The sequence below is a fragment of the Pseudarthrobacter sp. S9 genome, from assembly GCF_050156545.1.
Taxonomy (GTDB): domain Bacteria; phylum Actinomycetota; class Actinomycetes; order Actinomycetales; family Micrococcaceae; genus Arthrobacter.
The window spans coordinates 2,630,013-2,645,925 of sequence record NZ_CP189576.1 but is presented as its reverse complement, the minus strand read 5'-3'; the positions used below and the strand labels follow the sequence as shown (position 1 = coordinate 2,645,925).

Annotated in this window: 15 protein-coding genes and 1 pseudogene; 3 read left to right on the top strand and 13 right to left on the bottom strand. The window is 67.3% G+C overall.

Features of this window, described 5'->3' with window-relative positions:
- Position 1: 1 nt before the first annotated feature.
- The 3 genes from ACQCSY_RS12580 to ACQCSY_RS12570 all read right to left on the bottom strand — a co-directional run bounded on the left by ACQCSY_RS12580 (position 2) and on the right by ACQCSY_RS12570 (position 3,215).
- A complete protein-coding gene (locus ACQCSY_RS12580) occupies positions 2-892 on the bottom strand; it encodes a carbohydrate ABC transporter permease (protein ID WP_427129221.1) in 891 nt (296 codons plus the stop codon).
- Positions 889-1,842 (bottom strand): carbohydrate ABC transporter permease, encoded by a 954-nt coding sequence (locus ACQCSY_RS12575; RefSeq protein ID WP_427129219.1) that lies wholly within the window; start codon positions 1,840-1,842, stop codon positions 889-891. The genes ACQCSY_RS12580 and ACQCSY_RS12575 overlap by 4 nt, the downstream gene beginning before the upstream one ends.
- Positions 1,843-1,925: 83 nt before the next feature.
- Positions 1,926-3,215, bottom strand: coding sequence for an ABC transporter substrate-binding protein (locus ACQCSY_RS12570; protein ID WP_427129217.1), 1,290 nt, complete (start codon positions 3,213-3,215; stop codon positions 1,926-1,928).
- Positions 3,216-3,354: 139 nt separating this feature from the next.
- On the opposite strand from ACQCSY_RS12570, the gene ACQCSY_RS12565 reads away from it, so the two are divergent.
- Entirely contained in the window at positions 3,355-4,146 is a 792-nt protein-coding gene (locus tag ACQCSY_RS12565) for a FadR/GntR family transcriptional regulator (protein WP_427129215.1), read from the top strand.
- Between the two features lie 32 nt (positions 4,147-4,178).
- On the opposite strand, the pseudogene ACQCSY_RS12560 reads toward ACQCSY_RS12565, so the two are convergent.
- The 10 genes and pseudogenes from ACQCSY_RS12560 to ACQCSY_RS12515 form a co-directional block, all read right to left on the bottom strand.
- A pseudogene (locus ACQCSY_RS12560) lies at positions 4,179-5,102 on the bottom strand (aldo/keto reductase).
- A gap of 45 nt (positions 5,103-5,147) precedes the next feature.
- Positions 5,148-6,020: an NAD-dependent epimerase/dehydratase family protein gene (locus ACQCSY_RS12555; protein WP_427129213.1), complete on the bottom strand. Its 873-nt coding sequence runs from the start codon at positions 6,018-6,020 to the stop codon at positions 5,148-5,150.
- Positions 6,021-6,161: 141 nt separating this feature from the next.
- A complete protein-coding gene (locus tag ACQCSY_RS12550; RefSeq protein WP_427129211.1) occupies positions 6,162-7,517 on the bottom strand; it encodes a phosphoribosyltransferase family protein in 1,356 nt (451 codons plus the stop codon).
- Positions 7,518-7,651: 134 nt separating this feature from the next.
- Positions 7,652-10,387: a magnesium-translocating P-type ATPase gene (gene mgtA / locus ACQCSY_RS12545; protein WP_427129209.1), complete on the bottom strand. Its 2,736-nt coding sequence runs from the start codon at positions 10,385-10,387 to the stop codon at positions 7,652-7,654.
- 219 nt (positions 10,388-10,606) lie between these two features.
- Positions 10,607-10,942, bottom strand: coding sequence for a hypothetical protein (locus ACQCSY_RS12540; RefSeq protein WP_427129208.1), 336 nt, complete (start codon positions 10,940-10,942; stop codon positions 10,607-10,609).
- A 46-nt stretch (positions 10,943-10,988) separates the two neighbouring features.
- Complete coding sequence (locus ACQCSY_RS12535) at positions 10,989-11,174, bottom strand: hypothetical protein (RefSeq protein WP_427129206.1); 186 nt, start codon at positions 11,172-11,174, stop codon at positions 10,989-10,991.
- The gene (locus tag ACQCSY_RS12530) at positions 11,171-12,016 is read right to left on the bottom strand and encodes an alpha/beta fold hydrolase (protein ID WP_427129204.1); all 846 of its coding nucleotides are present in this window, start codon (positions 12,014-12,016) and stop codon (positions 11,171-11,173) included. Before ACQCSY_RS12530 ends, ACQCSY_RS12535 begins: the two co-directional genes overlap by 4 nt.
- A 79-nt stretch (positions 12,017-12,095) precedes the next feature.
- Complete coding sequence (locus ACQCSY_RS12525) at positions 12,096-12,305, bottom strand: hypothetical protein (RefSeq protein WP_427129203.1); 210 nt, start codon at positions 12,303-12,305, stop codon at positions 12,096-12,098.
- 25 nt (positions 12,306-12,330) lie between these two features.
- A complete protein-coding gene (locus ACQCSY_RS12520) occupies positions 12,331-12,744 on the bottom strand; it encodes a VOC family protein (RefSeq protein ID WP_427129201.1) in 414 nt (137 codons plus the stop codon).
- Between the two features lie 170 nt (positions 12,745-12,914).
- Positions 12,915-13,505: a type 1 glutamine amidotransferase domain-containing protein gene (locus ACQCSY_RS12515; RefSeq protein ID WP_427129199.1), complete on the bottom strand. Its 591-nt coding sequence runs from the start codon at positions 13,503-13,505 to the stop codon at positions 12,915-12,917.
- A 189-nt stretch (positions 13,506-13,694) separates the two neighbouring features.
- On the opposite strand from ACQCSY_RS12515, the gene ACQCSY_RS12510 reads away from it, so the two are divergent.
- Entirely contained in the window at positions 13,695-15,569 is a 1,875-nt protein-coding gene (locus tag ACQCSY_RS12510; protein ID WP_427129197.1) for a Na+/H+ antiporter, read from the top strand.
- An 84-nt stretch (positions 15,570-15,653) separates the two neighbouring features.
- The gene (locus ACQCSY_RS12505) at positions 15,654-15,908 is read left to right on the top strand and encodes a DUF2630 family protein (RefSeq protein ID WP_427129195.1); all 255 of its coding nucleotides are present in this window, start codon (positions 15,654-15,656) and stop codon (positions 15,906-15,908) included.
- The last annotated feature ends 5 nt before the right edge of the window (positions 15,909-15,913 follow it).

Sequence of the window (15,913 nt, the reverse complement as noted above, 5' to 3'; positions counted from 1 at the left end):
CCTAGCCCTTGGTCGCGCCGGCAGTCATGCCGGACACGATGTATTTCTGCGTGAACAGCGCAATGATCATGATCGGGATGGTGACCACCGTGGCGGCAGCCATCAGTCCGCCCCAGTCGATGCTGGCGTAGGAGACGAAGTCGAAGATCGCCACCGGAAGGGTCTTGGTCTTAGATCCGGACAGCACCAGGGCGAACATGAAGTTGTTCCACGAGAAGATGAAGGACAGGATTCCCGCCGTCGCCATGCCCGCAACCGACAGCGGCAGCGTGATGCGCTGGAAGGCGCCGATCGGGGTGAGCCCGTCCACCTGTGCCGATTCCTCGAGTTCCAGCGGGAGGGAATCGAAGTAGCTCATCATGATGTAGACGATCAGCGGCAGCGAGACGAACATGTGGCTCAGGATCAGCACCTCGAAGCCGCCCACCATTTTCAGGTTGGAGAAGACGTAGTACCAGGGCACCAGCAGCGAGACGCCGGGGATGACGCGGGCCATCAGGACCACGAGGGCCGAGCGGTGCATCGTGAAGCGGCTCATCGCGTAGGCGGCCGGGACGCCGAGGACCAGCGAGAGGGCGGTGGAGACGAAGGCCACCCAGAAGCTGTTGAAGATGAAGACGAAGTAGTTGTTGCGCTGCAGCACGTTCGCGTAGTTCTCAACCGTGGGCGTGAAGAGGAACGACTTGCCGGTGTCGTAGATGTCCACGTTGGTCTTGAGCGACGCGAGCAGCATCCAGGACAGCGGGGCGATCAGGAACAGCACCACGGAGACAAGGGCGACGACGCGGAACACCTTGTAGGCGCGGGTACGCACGGGCTTCCGGCGGCGCGGGGCCGGCTTGAGCTCGCGAGGGGAGGCAGCGGTTTTCTTGGGTTGGGTCAGGACGGTCATTTGCTTGCCGCTTTCTTGCGCATGGTCAGCAGCCACATGGAGCCGATGATGATCATGAAGAACAGGATCAGCACCGCGGAGGACAGGCCGTACTGGTTGTAGTCGAAGCTCAGCCCGTAGGCGTAGACGTTGAGCGTCTCCACCTCGTGGAAGGATCCGCCGCCCTTGCCCTTGGTGGCGTAGAGGATGTCGAAGGTCTTCAGGGCGTCGATGCCCCGGAGGAGGATGGCGACGATCACGGTCGGCATCATGAGGGGAAGCGTGATGAAGAAGAAGCGCTGGACGGCGTTGGCGCCATCCATCCGGGCGGCCTCGTCCGGCTCCTCGGACAGGGAGGTGAGGCCTGCGAGCAGGATCAGCACCACCATCGGGGTCCACTGCCACACGTCCATGAAGATCGTGGTGCCCAGCGCCGTGTCCTGGCCGGAGAGCCACGGCTGGGCGGGGATGCCCACCAGGCCGAGCAGCTGGTTGACGAAGCCGATGTTGGGGTCGAAGATCAGCCGCCACATCATGCCGACCGCCACCGGAGTGGCGACGAGCGGCATCAGGATGGCCACGCGGACCCACTTTTCGCCGCGGAAGGGGCGCCACAGCAGCAGGGCGATGCCCATGCCGAGGGCGACTTCGCAGACCAGGGCGACGCCGGTGAAGGACAGCGTGCGTCCGACGGCGGGCCAGAAACGCTCGGCGTCGGACAGGACCGTGAGGTAGTTCTGCAGGCCGACGAACTCGGACGCGGCCCGGACGGATCCCTGCGAGTCGGTGAGGCTCAGGTACAGGGTCCAGGCGAGGGGGAAAACGATCAGGACGCCCACGAAGATCATGGCAGGGGCCGCGAAGAGCCATTTGCGGTGCCGGTTGGCCCAGGCGGAGAAGTTCTCACGCGCACCGGGAGTGCTGCCGGCGCGGCGGGAGTGCGCGCTGCGGGGAGGAGTCAGTACAGACATGGTTCACCTAAGGAGTTGGGGGTGAAGAGGTAAGGCGGCCACCCCGTGACGGCCGCGCTTGCGGCCGTCACGGGGTGCGGGTGCTACTTCTTTTCGCTGTCCAGGAACTTCTGGAAGGCGTCGTTGGCCGTGTCAGCCGCCGCCGAGGCGTCGGCTCCGGTGATGGTGGACACGATCGGGCCGCCGACGATTTCGCGGGCCTTGCCCACCGTGACGACCTCGGGCCGGTCGTGGCCCACGCCGGTCTTGGCGCTGGCGGCGATGGCCTCGGCCAGGTCCTTGGGGTAGGTGGAGGTGCCGGAGGGGTCGGCCCAGACCGAGGCGCGGGGTCCCGGGACGCCGGCCTTCTGTGCCGCCAGGGTGCGGTCCTTGCTCGTCGCCCATTGGATGAACTTCCAGGCGTTGTCCTGGTTGCCCGAGGACTGGTTGACGGCGAGGCCCCAGGACGGGATGTTGTACGGCTTGGAACCTGCCGGGCCGGCGGGCATTGCGGCGAAGCCGACGGTGTCGGCTACCTTGGACTTGGCCGGGTCCGTGGCGTTCTTGTAGAGCGAGTCGGCCTCGGTGTAGAAGGCGGCCTTGCCCTGGGTGAAGATTGCCATCGCCTCGGGCCAGCTCATGTCGGTGCTGACGTTCTTCGGCCCGTAGTCCTTGATCAGGCCGCCGTAGTACGCATAGGCCTTCTTGGCGGCGTCGCTGCCGACGGCGGACTTGCCGCCGGCGTCGGTGAAGTCGCCGCCGAAGCTGTACAGGAAGCTGGAGAACTGGGTGACCGCAGCGGACTTGCCGGTGCGGGCCACGAAGCCCGCGGTGTCGGGGGAAGCGGCAGCGATGGTTTTGGCGGCCGCCTGGAGCTCATCCATGGTCTTGGGGACCTCGAGGCCGGCCGACTTCAGCAGGTCCTTGCGGTAGTAGAGCACTTCGCGTTCGGTGATGATGGGGACGCCCACGACCTTGCCGTCAGCGGTGCTGGCCTTGACCGGGCCGTCCTGGTAGTCCTTCCAGTCCCAGCTGGTGTCCTGGGAAACCTTGCTGGTCAGGTCGGCGAGGTAGCCGTTCTTGGCGAAGGCCTTGCCCTCCTGCAACGGGCGGTACATCATGACGTCGATCTCGTCGCTGCCGGCGTTGAGCTTGACGTTGTACTGGTCCGAGAGCTGGTCTTCGCCGAGCTGGGTGAGTTCGACCTTGAGGCCTGTGGACTTCTCAAATTCCGGAATCGCGGCCTTGATGCCTTCGGTCCACACATGGTTGGCGAGGGTGACCCGCACGGTCCCGCCCGACTTCGCGTCACTGCTGCCGCCGCCGCAGGCAGTGAGCCCCAGCGAAAGGGCGGCGGCAACGGCCGCGTACTTCACAATCGAATGCCGCTTCATTACGACTCCCTTGCTTCTTAGGGCTGGAGAGAAACGTCCAGCCGCCTGCAAATGCATCGTTACATCTGCTCTGGAAGCGATCTTAGGGAAATAAAGCATACTTAAACAAGCCCTTGCGGCCCTCCCGTATGATTTATTTATGAAAACCCCAAAGGCGGAGTCCTCTGACCTGCATTCAGTGCTGGTCCAGAACCTGGGGCTCGCGATCGCCGAGGGGACCCTGGCGCCGCACTCGATCCTGCGCCTGGATGAGCTGGAGGCCCAGCACGGCGTGTCACGCTCCGTGGTGCGGGAGGCCACGCGGGTGCTGTCCTCCAAGGGCATGCTGGAATCCCGGCGCCGGCTGGGCACCGTGGTGCAGCCGGAAGAATCCTGGAACGCCTACGACCCCCAGGTCATCCGCTGGCGACTCGCCTCCTCCAGGCGGCTGGAGCAGCTGCGGGCCCTGAACGAACTCCGCGGCGCGATCGAACCCCAGGCGGCCCGCCTCGCGGCGGAGCGGGCGTCGTGGGACACCGGCAGCGACCTCGTCTCCCAGGCCGCGCGGCTGTGGGCGGCGGGACAGCGCGGAAACCAGGATGAATTCCTCCGGCTGGACATCGAATTCCACGCGGCGGTGCTCCGCGCCTCCGGGAACCCCATGTTCTCCCAGCTGCACAACCTCGTCACCGAGGTCCTGACGGGGCGCACGGAGCACGGCCTGATGCCGCACCTGCCCCACCACGAGGCCCTGCAGCTGCACGCCGATGTGGCCAACGCGATCCAGCGCGGCGAGGCCAATGCCGCCCACGCAGCGATGAGCAGGATCGTGGAGCAGTCCACCGAAGAAATGGGCGACATCTGGTCCAGCAGCCACGACGCCGGCCCGGCCGACGCACCGGCCGGTGCAGAGGCGGCGCCGGCCGCCCCGGTCGAGGCCGCACCGGCGTAGGCTGCAGGCCCGGCCGCAAGCACAACGCGTAGTCAGCGGCCGCCGTCGAGCTTCCGGCTGCGCTGCTGCTGGGCCATCGGCCCGTACGGATAGATGCCGACGCGCGGCCGGCTGACCTCGGTCAGCCGCCCCGTCTCCCCGGCCGTGAGCCGGAGGTCCGCCGCCGCGAGGTTGTCGGCGAGCTGGGCGGTGGTCCGGGCGCTCAGGATCACCGAGGTGACGGCCGGGCGGTCCGCCAGCCAGGCCAGCGCCACCTGCGAAGGGCTCACGCCATGGCGCCCCGCAATTTCCTCCACTTCCTCGACACCCTCCCAGGTACGGGGATCGGCGTTCCGCGCCTTCCACGCCTCCATACCGCGTTCGGGATTCTCGCCCAGCCGGGTGGCGCCGGTGGGCTCCTGGTCGCGCTTGTACTTGCCGGAGAGCCAGCCGCACGGGAGCGCTCCAGCCATGGGTCTTCGCCAGATGGACGGCCTTGGTCAGCTGCCAGCCCAGGAAGTTGGAGAAGCCGTAGTAGGCGATCTTGCCGCTGCTGACGGCGTCGCGCAGGAACCCCAGGGTCTCCTCCAGCGGGGTGACCGGATCCCAGGCATGCAGCTGGTACAGATCGATCTGTTCCGCCCCAGCCGGCGCAGCGAGTCATCCAGCGCCCGGCTCAGGTGCCGGCGGGAGGTGCCAACGTCGTTGGGCGCCTTCCCCGTCGGGAAGCGGCCCTTCGTGGCGAGGACCATGCGGTCCCGGGCGTCCGGCCGCTCGGCCAGCCAGCGCCCGATGATGTCCTCCGAGACGCCGGCGCTGTAGACGTCGGCGGTGTCGATGAAGTTGCCGCCGGCTGCGACGTAGTCATCCAGGATGGCGCGGGACTGTTCCTCGGTGGCTTCGGCGCCGAAGGTCATGGTGCCCAGCGCGTAGTTGGAGACGACGGCGCCGCTATTGCCCAGGGTGCGGTATTGCATGGGACTCCTCAGTCTTCGGGGTCAGATTCGGGGTCAGTCTTCGGTTCAGTCTTCGGTCGGCGTGGTGCGGTTCGAGTGGTAGTTCCGCCAGCTGTGTTCGGGGGTGTAGCCCAGGAGGCGCTTGGCCTTGTCGATCGACAGCATGGTCTCGTGCTCGCCGAGGTCCTTGACCACCTCGACGTTGGGGAACACCTCCGCGGCCAGGCTGGCGCTTGAGCGGCTCATCACGGTGTCCTCGTTGGCGATGATGAAGGCGTCGAAGCCGGGCTTGCCGTTCTCCAGGGCACGGGCCACGGCCTGTGCGCCGTCACGGCCGTCGATGTAGCCCCAGAGGTTCCACTTGCGCAGCGTCGGATCGGCATCGAAGGAGGGGAAATCCTCATAGTCCGCCGGATCCATCACGTTGGAGAACCGCAGGCCCACGATGCTCAGCTCCGGATCCCAGCGGGTGAGTTGGATGGCCATCTGTTCCTCGAGGTGCTTGACCAGCGAGTAAGTGCTCTCGGGCCGGGCGGGATATTCCTCGTCAACGGGGATGTAGGGAGGGTCGACGTCGAACGGCAGCCCCAGCACAGTCTCGCTGGAGGCGTACACGATCTTCTTGATCCCGGCCCGGCGGGCCGCCTGGAACACGTTGTAGGTGGCCTGCATGTTGTTCTCGAACGTGGCGGCGTCGGGGGCATGGCCCGGGGCCGGGATGGCGGCCAGGTGCACCACGGCATCGAAGCCGGTGTGCCGGTCCTCCAGGCCGAGGAACACGTCCACCACCTGGCCGTAGTTGCGCAGGTCCACTTCGGTGAAGCCGCGTCCCCGCTCGCCGGTGCGGTCCAGGTTGGTGACCTCATGGCCGTCCTCGCTCAGCCGGCGGACGACGCTGCGGCCCAGTTTTCCGCTTCCTCCGGTAACAGCGACTCTCATCAGGTTCTCCTCTGCTCGACGTCATTCCACCCTAGACGCGGCAACCGGTCCTGCGCAGCCCCTGTGGCTGGCCCTCCGAGTCTTAGGAACACCCAGCCCCCCGGCTCGTGTCTCCGTGGGGCGGGAGGTGTAGCTCATGGATTACTGATGGCCACTTGTTTCGCCCGTAGCCAGCAGGTACGTGACAAACCAGTCCCGCGCGAGGATGGCAGCCGCCGCCAAAGTGCCGGGCTCTTCGAACAGATGGGTGGCGCCCTGGACCACGGCTAGCTGGTTGGGACAGCGCATCATCGCCTTCGCCCTGCGGTTGAGCTCCAAGACGTCGTGGTCGAAGCTGCCCACGATCAGGAGGGTCGGCGCGGTCACTGCTGAAAGCCGGGGCCCCGCAAGGTCCGGGCGGCCGCCGCGGGATACGACGGCGGCGATCCGGGCGGAAGGTTCGGACGCCGCCCGCAGCGCAGCCGCGGCGCCGGTGCTCGCGCCGAAGTAGCCGACCTTGCACGATGCGGTGTCGGCCCGGGTTGCTAGCCAGTCCGTGGCCGAGGTCAGCCGGCGGGCCAGGAGCTCGATGTCGAAGACGTTGGCCCGGTTGCGCTCCTCCACGGGGGTCAGCAGGTCCAGCAGCAAGGTACCGAGCCCGGCCTGCTGGAGCACGCCGGCCACGTACCGGTTCCGCGGGCTGTGCCGGCTGCTGCCGCTGCCGTGGGCGAACAACGCCACTCCCCGGGCCGGAACCGGAAGGTGCAGCTGACCCTGGAGCCGCACGCCGCGGGACGGGATCTCCACTTCCTCGTCGACGTCGCCGGCGTTGTAGGCCTGGGCTGCTCCTGCGTTCCGGGAGGCCGGCGGCGAATCCTGCAGGCGTTTTGCAGCGAGGTCGAGCAGCTGTACCACCTCGTCATCCTCGGTCGGCGAGAAGTCACGGTAGTGGTAGCCGACGGCGGTGAACTGGCGGGGCGTTGCCAGGCAGACCACTTCGTCCGGTTCCGTCAGGCTTGCGAGGGTCTCGGCCGGGGCCACTGGCACGGCCAGGATCACCCGTGCGGCCCCCAGTTTGCGGGCTATCCGGCAGGCCACCCGGGCCGTGGAGCCTGTGGCGATCCCGTCGTCGACGATCACCGCAATGCGCCCGGTGAGGTCCTGGCGGGTCCGGCCCTTCCGGAACCGGATCACCCTGCTTTCCAGCACGGCGCGCTCATGGTCCTCGACGGCCTGGAGTTCGTCGTCCCTCACCCGCGCGTGCGTCATCACCTGGTCATCCAGGACCCGGGCCCCGCCCTCTCCGATCGCTCCCATGGCGAGCTCGGGCTGGTAAGGAAGTCCGAGTTTCCGCACCACGATCACGTCCAGGGGTGCGTCCAGGGCCGCGGCGACCTCGAAGGCGACGGGGACGCCGCCGCGCGGAAGTCCAAGAACCACGATGTCCTGGCCGCGCAGTTCCGCCAGACGCCGGCCCAGCTGCCGACCGGCGTCGACCCTGTCTTTAAAGATGGTCATCACATTGGCTTTCCAGTCGAACCGTCGGCCGTCGGCCTCATCAGCGCTGCGTTCCTTGAGTGCTGCGTTCCCTTGAATACTGCAACTTCTGCGCTCCGCAAGCCGGGGGCGGACCAGGTGGCCGCTCCCTCCAACTATCCGTCAGCCGCCGCGGAGGGGCGAGGGCCTTTGTGCCCGGTTTTGCGCCTGCGACGCCGGCCCGGGCCGCGGTTCACGAGCAGCGGCGCGGCCACGGGGATGCTGAAGCGGGCGGCCCGGCGGGCGATGTGATGGGTGCTGCCGCGGCGCCCCACACCAACCGGCTTGGGAACGGCAGGCTGCTGCGCCGCACGGGAGAAGAACCACTGCTTGGCGGTTTCAACCAGGACCAGATACACCACGGTCATCCCCAGCAGCGCCAAGAAGAACGGGACCGGCAACGGATCGAAGCCAAGCACCCCGGCCAGCGGAGAGAGCGGGAGGAACACGCCGAGCGCCACCACCCCAAGGGAGGCGACGAGCAGGCCCGCGGACGGCCTGCTGCGGAAGAACGGGACGCGCCGGGTCCTGATGGCGAAAATGATCAGCGTCTGCGTCGCAATGGACTCGATGAACCAGCCCGCCCGGAATTCCCCGGGGACGGCGTCGAACGCGTACAGCATCAGGGCGAAGGTGGCGAAGTCGAAGACCGAGCTGATGGGTCCGAAGAGGAACATGAAGCGCCGGATAAAGGCGATGTTCCAGTGCGAGGGGGCCAGCAGCTGCTCCTTGTCCACGCGGTCGCCAGGGATGGCCAGCTGGCCCGTGTCGTAGAGCAGGTTGTTCAGCAGGATCTGCCCCGGCAGCATGGGCAGGAAGCTCAACACAACGGAGGCCGTGGCGGCGCTGAACATGTTACCGAAGTTGCTGGAGGTGCCCATCAGGACGTACTTGATGGTGTTGGCGAAGATCCGCCGCCCCTCCATCACCCCCTCGGCCAGGACTCCCAGGTCCTTGTCCATCAGCACGACGTCGGCGGCGTCCTTGGCGACGTCGGTGGCGCTGTCCACGGAGATGCCGATGTCCGCGGCGTGCAGCGCCAGGGCGTCGTTGACGCCGTCGCCCATGAACCCCACGGCGCCGCCGCTCTGCCGCAGCAGCCGGATGATCCTGGCCTTCTGCTCGGGCGAGACGCGGGCGAAGATGCTCGCCTCCCGTGCCGCGGCGCTCAGCTCTTCGTCCGACATGGCCTCCACTGCGGCGCCGCTGAGCGTTCCGCCCGAGAGGACGCCGAGGTCGTCGCAGACCTTTTCGGCGACCTTGGCGTTGTCCCCCGTGGCGATCTTGACCGTGATGCCGAGCGCCTCCAGCTGGTCCAGGGAGGCCCGGACGTTGGCTTTGGGCCGGTCCAGGAAGACGAGGAATCCGGCCAGGACCAGGTCCTTCTCGTCAGCCGGCGTCAGGTCCACCAGCCCGTCAGCCGGGCGGCTCGCGACGGCCACCACACGGGATCCGGCGTCGAACTGTTCGTCGAGGATCGCCTGCACGCTCGCCGGCGTGTCCCTGCAGAGGGCCAGGACGTCTTCCGGTGAGCCTTTGGTGATGACGCGGGCGGGGGCGCCGTCTTCCCGGACCAGCACGCTGGTCCTGCGGCGCTGATGATCGAAGTCAATGACGTCCAGGCGCTCGTAGCGTGCCGGCTGGAAGGCCGCGGCGTCGGCTGACGCCCATAGCGCGGCATCCAGCGGATTCAGGCCCACCGTGGACACCTTCGCTTCGGCGTAGTCGGCCTCGGTGGCGAGCAGCCCGAGTGTGAGCAGCTCGCCGGGAGGGGCGCTGGCGCGGGCGGGCAGCGCAGCGGTGAAGCTGATCCGGCCCTCCGTCAGCGTCCCGGTCTTGTCAGTGACCAGGATGTCCATGTCGCCGAGGTCCTCGATGCAGACCAGGCGTTTGACCAGGACCTTCCGCTTGGCCAGCTGCCGGGTTCCCGTGGCCAGGCTGGTGCTGACGACGGCGGGCAGCAGCTGCGGGGTGATCCCGACGGCGATCGCCAGCGAGAACAGCAGCGAATCGATCACCGGCCGGTGCAGCAGCAGGTTCGCGATGAAAATGAGCGAGGTGAGGCCGATGGCCACCTGCAGCAGCAGGAAGGAAAAGCGTTTGAGTCCCAGCTGGAACTCGGTCTGGGGCTGCCGCTCGCCCAGGCCGAGGGCGATCCGGCCGAACTCGGCCCGCCCGCCGGTGGCGACCACCACCCCGGCGCAATTGCCGGACTGGATCACGGTCCCCATAAACAGGCAGCAGGACAGGTCCGCCAGCGCGGCGCCGCCGGGCACCGGCGCCGGGTCCTTGGGGACCGGCAGCGATTCCCCGGTCAGGATGCTTTCATCGCACAATAGGTCCTTCGCGGTCAGCACCCGCATGTCAGCGGGGATGATCGCACCGATCCCCAGATGAACGACGTCGCCAGGCACCAGTGCGGTGACGTCGACTTCCCGGGCAGTCCCGTCGCGGACGACGACGGCGCGGTGCGTGACGCGCGAATGCAGGGCCTCGGCGGCGCGTTCGGCCCGGAATTCGTTGCTGAATCCCAGCCCGACGCTGACCAGCAGGATCACGCCGATCACGATCGAGTTTGTGGCATCCCCGAGGAACAGCGAGAGCCCCGCGGTGATGAGCAACAGGATCAGGATGGGGCTGCCGAGCTGCCGGCCCAGCACCGACCAGCCGCTGGCCTGGTGGGTCCGTACCGCGTTCGGCCCCAGCTCGGCGAGGCGTTTGTCCGCTTCCGCGCGGGAGAGTCCCGTCGGGCCGGAACCCAGCTGCTCCAGCACCGAACCCGCCGGCGTCCGGGCGGCCTCGGAGATGGCGAGCGGGCTGGAGTAAGACTCGTGGACGTCGAGCTCTGACATGCGGCATCCATTCGGAAAGGTTCACTTACGGCTCAGCGTACGTCCTCACGCTGAATCATTCACGAGCAGGCGCGGCCGGAAGACCAGCGTCACCACAGCACTAAGCCGTGTTGCCGGCGGCCAAAACACTGCCGGTTCTGCCGAAGTAAACCTTTCCAACAGCGCCGATGAAAAAGACTGCCCCAGCGCCGGACCGCCGTCGGAAACGTTTTCGGGTGATCAATAGAGGAACACATCCGCGACGAGGGCAGCGGCGGCCGTCAACAGGGCCACATAGCCGACGCGCGCCCCAAGGTCCCGCCTCCCGGCCCCGACCAGCAGCGCTGCGGACACCCCGGCAAGGGTGAACATCCCGGACCCGGTGTCCTGCCAACTGATGGGGAATAGCACAAAAGGCAGGTCGTGGGAGAACAGACCGATCGCTCCCGTCCAGTTCAGGATGGAATTCCAGAAGGCCGGCATGACAAAAGCGGCGGCAGCCACTGTCACAAGGGGAATCGGACGCCTCTCACGTAACACCAACCAGACCAAGACCACCGCCAGCACCGCCGACATGGCAGCTCCGGCAAACGTCTGCGTAGCATTCATAGGATTCAGTCCCTCATCTCGGACCGTCAAAGCCTTCACGGCCAAAGGCCACGGACCCGGCGAACCATTGCCGTTGTCCTCCATCGTCCACGGACCAGTCACCCACGGCCAGTCGTCCACGACCAGGATGCCCGGTGTCGCGGTCGAAGAGCCGGTTGAACCTGGCCGGCCGGGGCTGGGCCCGCAGCACCTTGCTCACGCCCTGAATTCCTTGGGTGCCTCCTTGGCACCGGGAAGTCCGGCGAAGGACGTGATGGCCCCGGCCACCTCAACGGCGCGGTTGTGCTGCACCACGTGCCCGGTCCCCCGGATCTCCAGGAGCCGTCCCGTCGTGGCCCGTCCGGCCAGCCGGCGGCACCAGTCCGAGGTGGCGACCGGATCGCGGGCGCCGCGCAGCACCAGGACCGGCGCCGTCACGCCGGTGATGCGTTCCGCCGTGGGGTAGTCCATCATGACCCGCAGGGTCTCGAGGTACCAGGCCGGACCACAGCGGAAGTAGTCGGTAAAGACGAGGAAGTTCGAGGAGGGAGTCTCGAAGCACAGGGAATCCAGGCCGAGCGCCAGGGCCTGCCGCGTCACGGTGCGGCGCTTGGAATCCACTACCGGCCCCATCAGCACCACGTGCGGGATCCGTCCCGGCTGCCGGAGCGCGGCCTCTATGGCGAACTGGGCACCCATCGAGTGCCCCACGATCACGAACTCCAGCACGCCGAGCTGCTCCATGGCGCCCGCGATGTACGTGGCGTGGTCGGCAACCGTCAGTGCATGCTCCGGCCGTGGCGTGGCGCCGAAACCGGGCAGGTCGATCGAGTAGGTGTCGGCCGACTCCGCCAGCAGCCCGTGGAGCCTGCGCAGGTAGCGGTGCGAAGCGCCGATCCCGTGGATGAGGACGACGGCGCGTGCGGCTTTGGCAGGACCGCCGGACTGGTTTCCTTCGCCGGATTCGGATGCGCCGGAACCATCGCCGGCCGGCCGCCGTGAGGCGAACACGTAACCCAGATGGCCGCCTGCCTCAACGTCGAAGCGGATGGGCGTGTTCACGGCGCGCGCGACTTCAGGGCGATGACCGGTTGCTTTCGCGGCGTGGCACTCGCATGGTGATAATTTCCGTCCGCGCGGACTACTCGTGGCGTTTGTCCCGTTCGTCGAACTCCTCGTCGAGATCGTAGTGCCTGAACTCGGTCTCCGGGTTGGGCTCGCCCTCGGCCACGTACTCGTAATCAAGCTGGCGCTGGACCTGGCTGTCGAGGACCTGCAGTTCTTTGTCCTCGACCTTGCTCAGGTCCTCGGGAAAGTCGTCTTCGGGGGTGAGGTGCAGCTTCTCGGTCATGGCATGCCTCTCTGGCCGTCCCGCGCTACGTCGCGGCGGGGGCGATGTTGACCAGCCAGTCCACCCCGAACTTGTCCTTGCACATTCCGAAGGTGTCGCCCCAAGGCGCCTTCTCCAGCGGCATGGCCACCGTGCCGCCGTCGGCAAGCTTCTCGAAGTAGCCCCGGAGCTCGGGCTCGTCGGAGCCGCTGAGGGACACGGAGAAGTTGTTACCGGGCGTGTAGTCCATACTGTTGGGCGTGTCCGCGCCCATCAGCACGAGGCCCAGTTCGGTGGTCAGCATGGCATGCATGATCTTGTCCTGCTCCGCAGGGTCTTCGCTGGCATGGTACTCGGCGAAGGTACTCATGTTCAGTTCTCCGCCGAACACCGTTTGGTAGAAGCCCATGGCTTCCTTCGCGTTGTCGCGGAAGCCAAGGTAGGGATTGAGTGTGGTCATGTGCGGGGCTCCTTGCAGCTTGGGCGCCGCCCCGGTGTCCTGCGGCAGCGGCGCATGTTTACACCGCATATCCTGCCCCAAAACGGTCCGCCGTGGTAGGTGTTCCGGGGAGGGCAGGGGCCGGCGGCGGCACGCGCCGCCGTCGGCCCTGGCCTTGGAGCTGGCTGCGGCTACGCCGTCTGGCCCGCGTGCTCGCCCTCTGCAATTTCTTCCAGCAGCTTGTCGTTGAATGCCGGAAGGTCATGCGGGTTCCGGCTCGTGACGAGGCCCCGGTCCACCACCACTTCCTCGTCGGTCCAGTTGGCTCCCGCGTTCTTCAGGTCGGTCTTGAGCGTGTGGTACGAGGTCAGGTTCCGGCCGCTGGCCACCCCGGCGTCGATGAGCAGCCAGGGTCCGTGGCAGATGGAGGCCACCGGTTTGTGCTGCTCAAAGAACGCGCGGGTGAAGGCCTGGGCGTCCGTGTCCGCACGGAGGTGGTCGGCATTCACCACGCCACCGGGGATCACCAGGGCGTGGAAGTCGGCCGCGTTGGCCTCGGCCGCTGTGAGGTCGACGGCGAAAGTGTCGCCTTTCTCGGTGCCGTTGTAACCCTGCAGCTTCCCGCTCCTGGGCGCCACAAGGGTGGGCACTCCGCCGGCTTCCATCACGGCGTTCCACGGGCTGGTCAGCTCCATCTGCTCCACGCCGTCGGTCAGCAGGAACGCGACCTTCTTACCTGAGATATTGTGCCCGCTGTTGTGCCGGGTGTTGTGCTCGGACATGTGTCCTCCTCGTGCCGGGGCGCGGGGCCGCAAGGCGTTCAGCCCATCGTGGTGCCCGCGCGGAGACTGTGATGCCTGACAACTACAACTCTAGAAAGCGCCAAAATAACAAGCAAGCTGATGATGAACAGGGCGGCCGTGCTCTGGACGGACGGCCGCACCGGGCCGAGGAACTGAGACAATGGCCAGATGGAAGTAGCTCTGGGGCTGCTGGCCCTCGTGGCCATCGTGTGCGCCGGCAGTGCATTGGGCAGGAAGATCAACGTCTCCGTCCCGCTGCTGCTGGTGCTGGCCGGTGTCGTGTGTTCCTTCCTGCCGTTCGCCCCCAGGATCGAGCTGAATCCCGAGCTGGTCCTCGTCGGGCTCCTGCCTCCCCTGCTGTACGCCGCCGCGCTGCAGACCTCGCTTTTCGATTTCGGTTCGAACCGCCGCGCCATCGGCCTGCTCTCCGTCGGCTACGTCATCTTCGGTACCGTCGCCGTCGGGTTCGTGGCCTGGTGGCTGTTTCCGGAGATTCCGCTGGCGGCCGCCATGGCCCTCGGCGCCGTCATCGCGCCGCCGGATGCTGTAGCTGCGACCGCCATCGCGCGGAGGGTGGGCATGCCGCGCAGGATCGTCAGCATCCTGGAAGGTGAATCGCTGGTCAACGACGCCACGGCGCTGGTCTGCCTCCGCGCCGCCATCGCCGCCATTTCCGGCACAGTCTCGGCCGCGGAAATCGGCGGCGGGTTCGTCCTCGCGGCCGGCGGTGGCCTGGTGGTCGGGATCGCAGCAGCCTTCGTTCTCACCGAGCTCCGCAAACGGATCCGCAACGTGGCCATCAACACCTCCACCTCCCTGATGGCACCCCTCGTCGCCTATCTGCCGGCCGAGGCCATCCACGCCTCAGGTGTCCTGGCCGTCGTCGTGACGGGCCTCATCATGGGGACCAAGGCGCCGTCCATGCCCAACGGGGCCGCGCGGCTCAGCCAGCGAAGCAACTGGAACACTGTCCAGTTCCTGCTGGAAAATTCCGTATTCCTCCTGATCGGGCTGCAGGTCCGCACCATCATCGAGGGCGTCCAGGATGACTCGCTGGGGCCGGCCAGGATCTGGACCGGCTGCGCGGTGGTGTTGCTGGCCGTACTGGTGCTGCGCCCGGTCTGGGTGTTTCCCGCGACCTACGTGCCCCGGCTGATCCCGGCCGTGCGCAGGAAGGACCCGGCGCCGCCCTGGCAGTTTCCGGCGATCGTTTCCTGGGCCGGCATGCGCGGCGTGGTGACGCTCGCCGCCGTGTTGGTCCTGCCGGCCGATCTGGAACACCGCTCCGTCCTGATCCTTGCCGCGCTGGTGGTGGTGGGCGGCACTCTCACCCTGCAGGGCTTCACGCTTCCGGCCCTGGTCCGACTGTTGCGGGTTAAGGGTCCGGACCAGCGCGAGGACGCCCTGAACCAGGCCTCGCTCATGCAGCTGGCCACCGCCGCCGGGGTGCAGCGCCTGCAGGAGCTGCGCTCGGAGAACGATCCCCCGGAAGTCGTGGCGATGCTGAAACGGCGCACGCAGGAACGTGGGCTGGCGGCGTGGGAGCGGCTCGGCCGGCCGTCGTCGGAAACTGCCACGCCCAGCCAGCGCTATGCCCAGCTGCGGCTGGCCATGCTGGAGGCGGAGCGCGCGAAAGTCCTGGAACTGCGGCGCGGCGGCGAGTACGCCCACGAGGTCCTGAGCGAGGTGCTCGACAGACTGGACGTCGAGGAGTCCATGCTCGACGCCTCGCTCGATGAACTGGACATGTCCGGCGGTGGCGGCGGCGAGGGGATCGCCCGGCCGGGCGGCGTCTGCGAGCACCTTGAGTCGGCTCCGGACCCCGCGATTCCGCCGGATCCCTTCTGCGCCGCTTGCGCACGGGAAGGCACGACGACGGTGCACCTGCGCATGTGCGTGGCGTGCGGAAACGTGGCCTGTTGCGACTCCTCGCCGGCAACCCATGCTGTGAAGCACTTCCACGCCAGCGGCCACCCGGTCATGCGGAGCATCGAACCCGGCGAAGACTGGCGCTGGTGCTACGCTGACGAGCTGCTGGGCTGAGGACGCTCTGTTCACGGTCGGTTCCGCTCCGTAGGCTGGGAAGGGACCTGGGAAGGGACCGCCGTCGGAGGAGAAGAGGGCACAGTGGACAACCGAGACATCCTGGAGCGCATCAAGGCGCTCGTGGAGGAAGAGCACGGCCTCCGCGAAGGCGCGGCACAGCCCGGTGAGGCCAAGGCCGCGGAGGCGCCGGATGTGCTCAGGCTTCAGCAGCTGGAGGAACAGCTGGACCAGTGCTGGGACCTGCTCCGCCAGCGGCGGGCGAAGCGGGATTATGGCGAAGACCCCAACGAAGCGGAAGTGAGGCCGGTCAGCGAGGTCGAAGGCTACCAAAGCTAGCTTCG

Excerpts from the sequence above, each read along its gene's own strand:
- ACQCSY_RS12580 (WP_427129221.1), bottom strand. The coding sequence starts at position 892 with ATGACCGTCCTGACCCAACCCAAGAAAACCGCTGCCTCCCCTCGCGAG.
- ACQCSY_RS12575 (WP_427129219.1), bottom strand. The coding sequence starts at position 1,842 with ATGTCTGTACTGACTCCTCCCCGCAGCGCGCACTCCCGCCGCGCCGGC.
- ACQCSY_RS12570 (WP_427129217.1), bottom strand. The coding sequence starts at position 3,215 with ATGAAGCGGCATTCGATTGTGAAGTACGCGGCCGTTGCCGCCGCCCTT.
- ACQCSY_RS12565 (WP_427129215.1), top strand. The coding sequence starts at position 3,355 with ATGAAAACCCCAAAGGCGGAGTCCTCTGACCTGCATTCAGTGCTGGTC.
- ACQCSY_RS12555 (WP_427129213.1), bottom strand. The coding sequence starts at position 6,020 with ATGAGAGTCGCTGTTACCGGAGGAAGCGGAAAACTGGGCCGCAGCGTC.
- ACQCSY_RS12550 (WP_427129211.1), bottom strand. The coding sequence starts at position 7,517 with ATGACCATCTTTAAAGACAGGGTCGACGCCGGTCGGCAGCTGGGCCGG.
- mgtA (WP_427129209.1), bottom strand. The coding sequence starts at position 10,387 with ATGTCAGAGCTCGACGTCCACGAGTCTTACTCCAGCCCGCTCGCCATC.
- ACQCSY_RS12540 (WP_427129208.1), bottom strand. The coding sequence starts at position 10,942 with ATGTCGGCGGTGCTGGCGGTGGTCTTGGTCTGGTTGGTGTTACGTGAG.
- ACQCSY_RS12525 (WP_427129203.1), bottom strand. The coding sequence starts at position 12,305 with ATGACCGAGAAGCTGCACCTCACCCCCGAAGACGACTTTCCCGAGGAC.
- ACQCSY_RS12520 (WP_427129201.1), bottom strand. The coding sequence starts at position 12,744 with ATGACCACACTCAATCCCTACCTTGGCTTCCGCGACAACGCGAAGGAA.
- ACQCSY_RS12515 (WP_427129199.1), bottom strand. The coding sequence starts at position 13,505 with ATGTCCGAGCACAACACCCGGCACAACAGCGGGCACAATATCTCAGGT.
- ACQCSY_RS12510 (WP_427129197.1), top strand. The coding sequence starts at position 13,695 with ATGGAAGTAGCTCTGGGGCTGCTGGCCCTCGTGGCCATCGTGTGCGCC.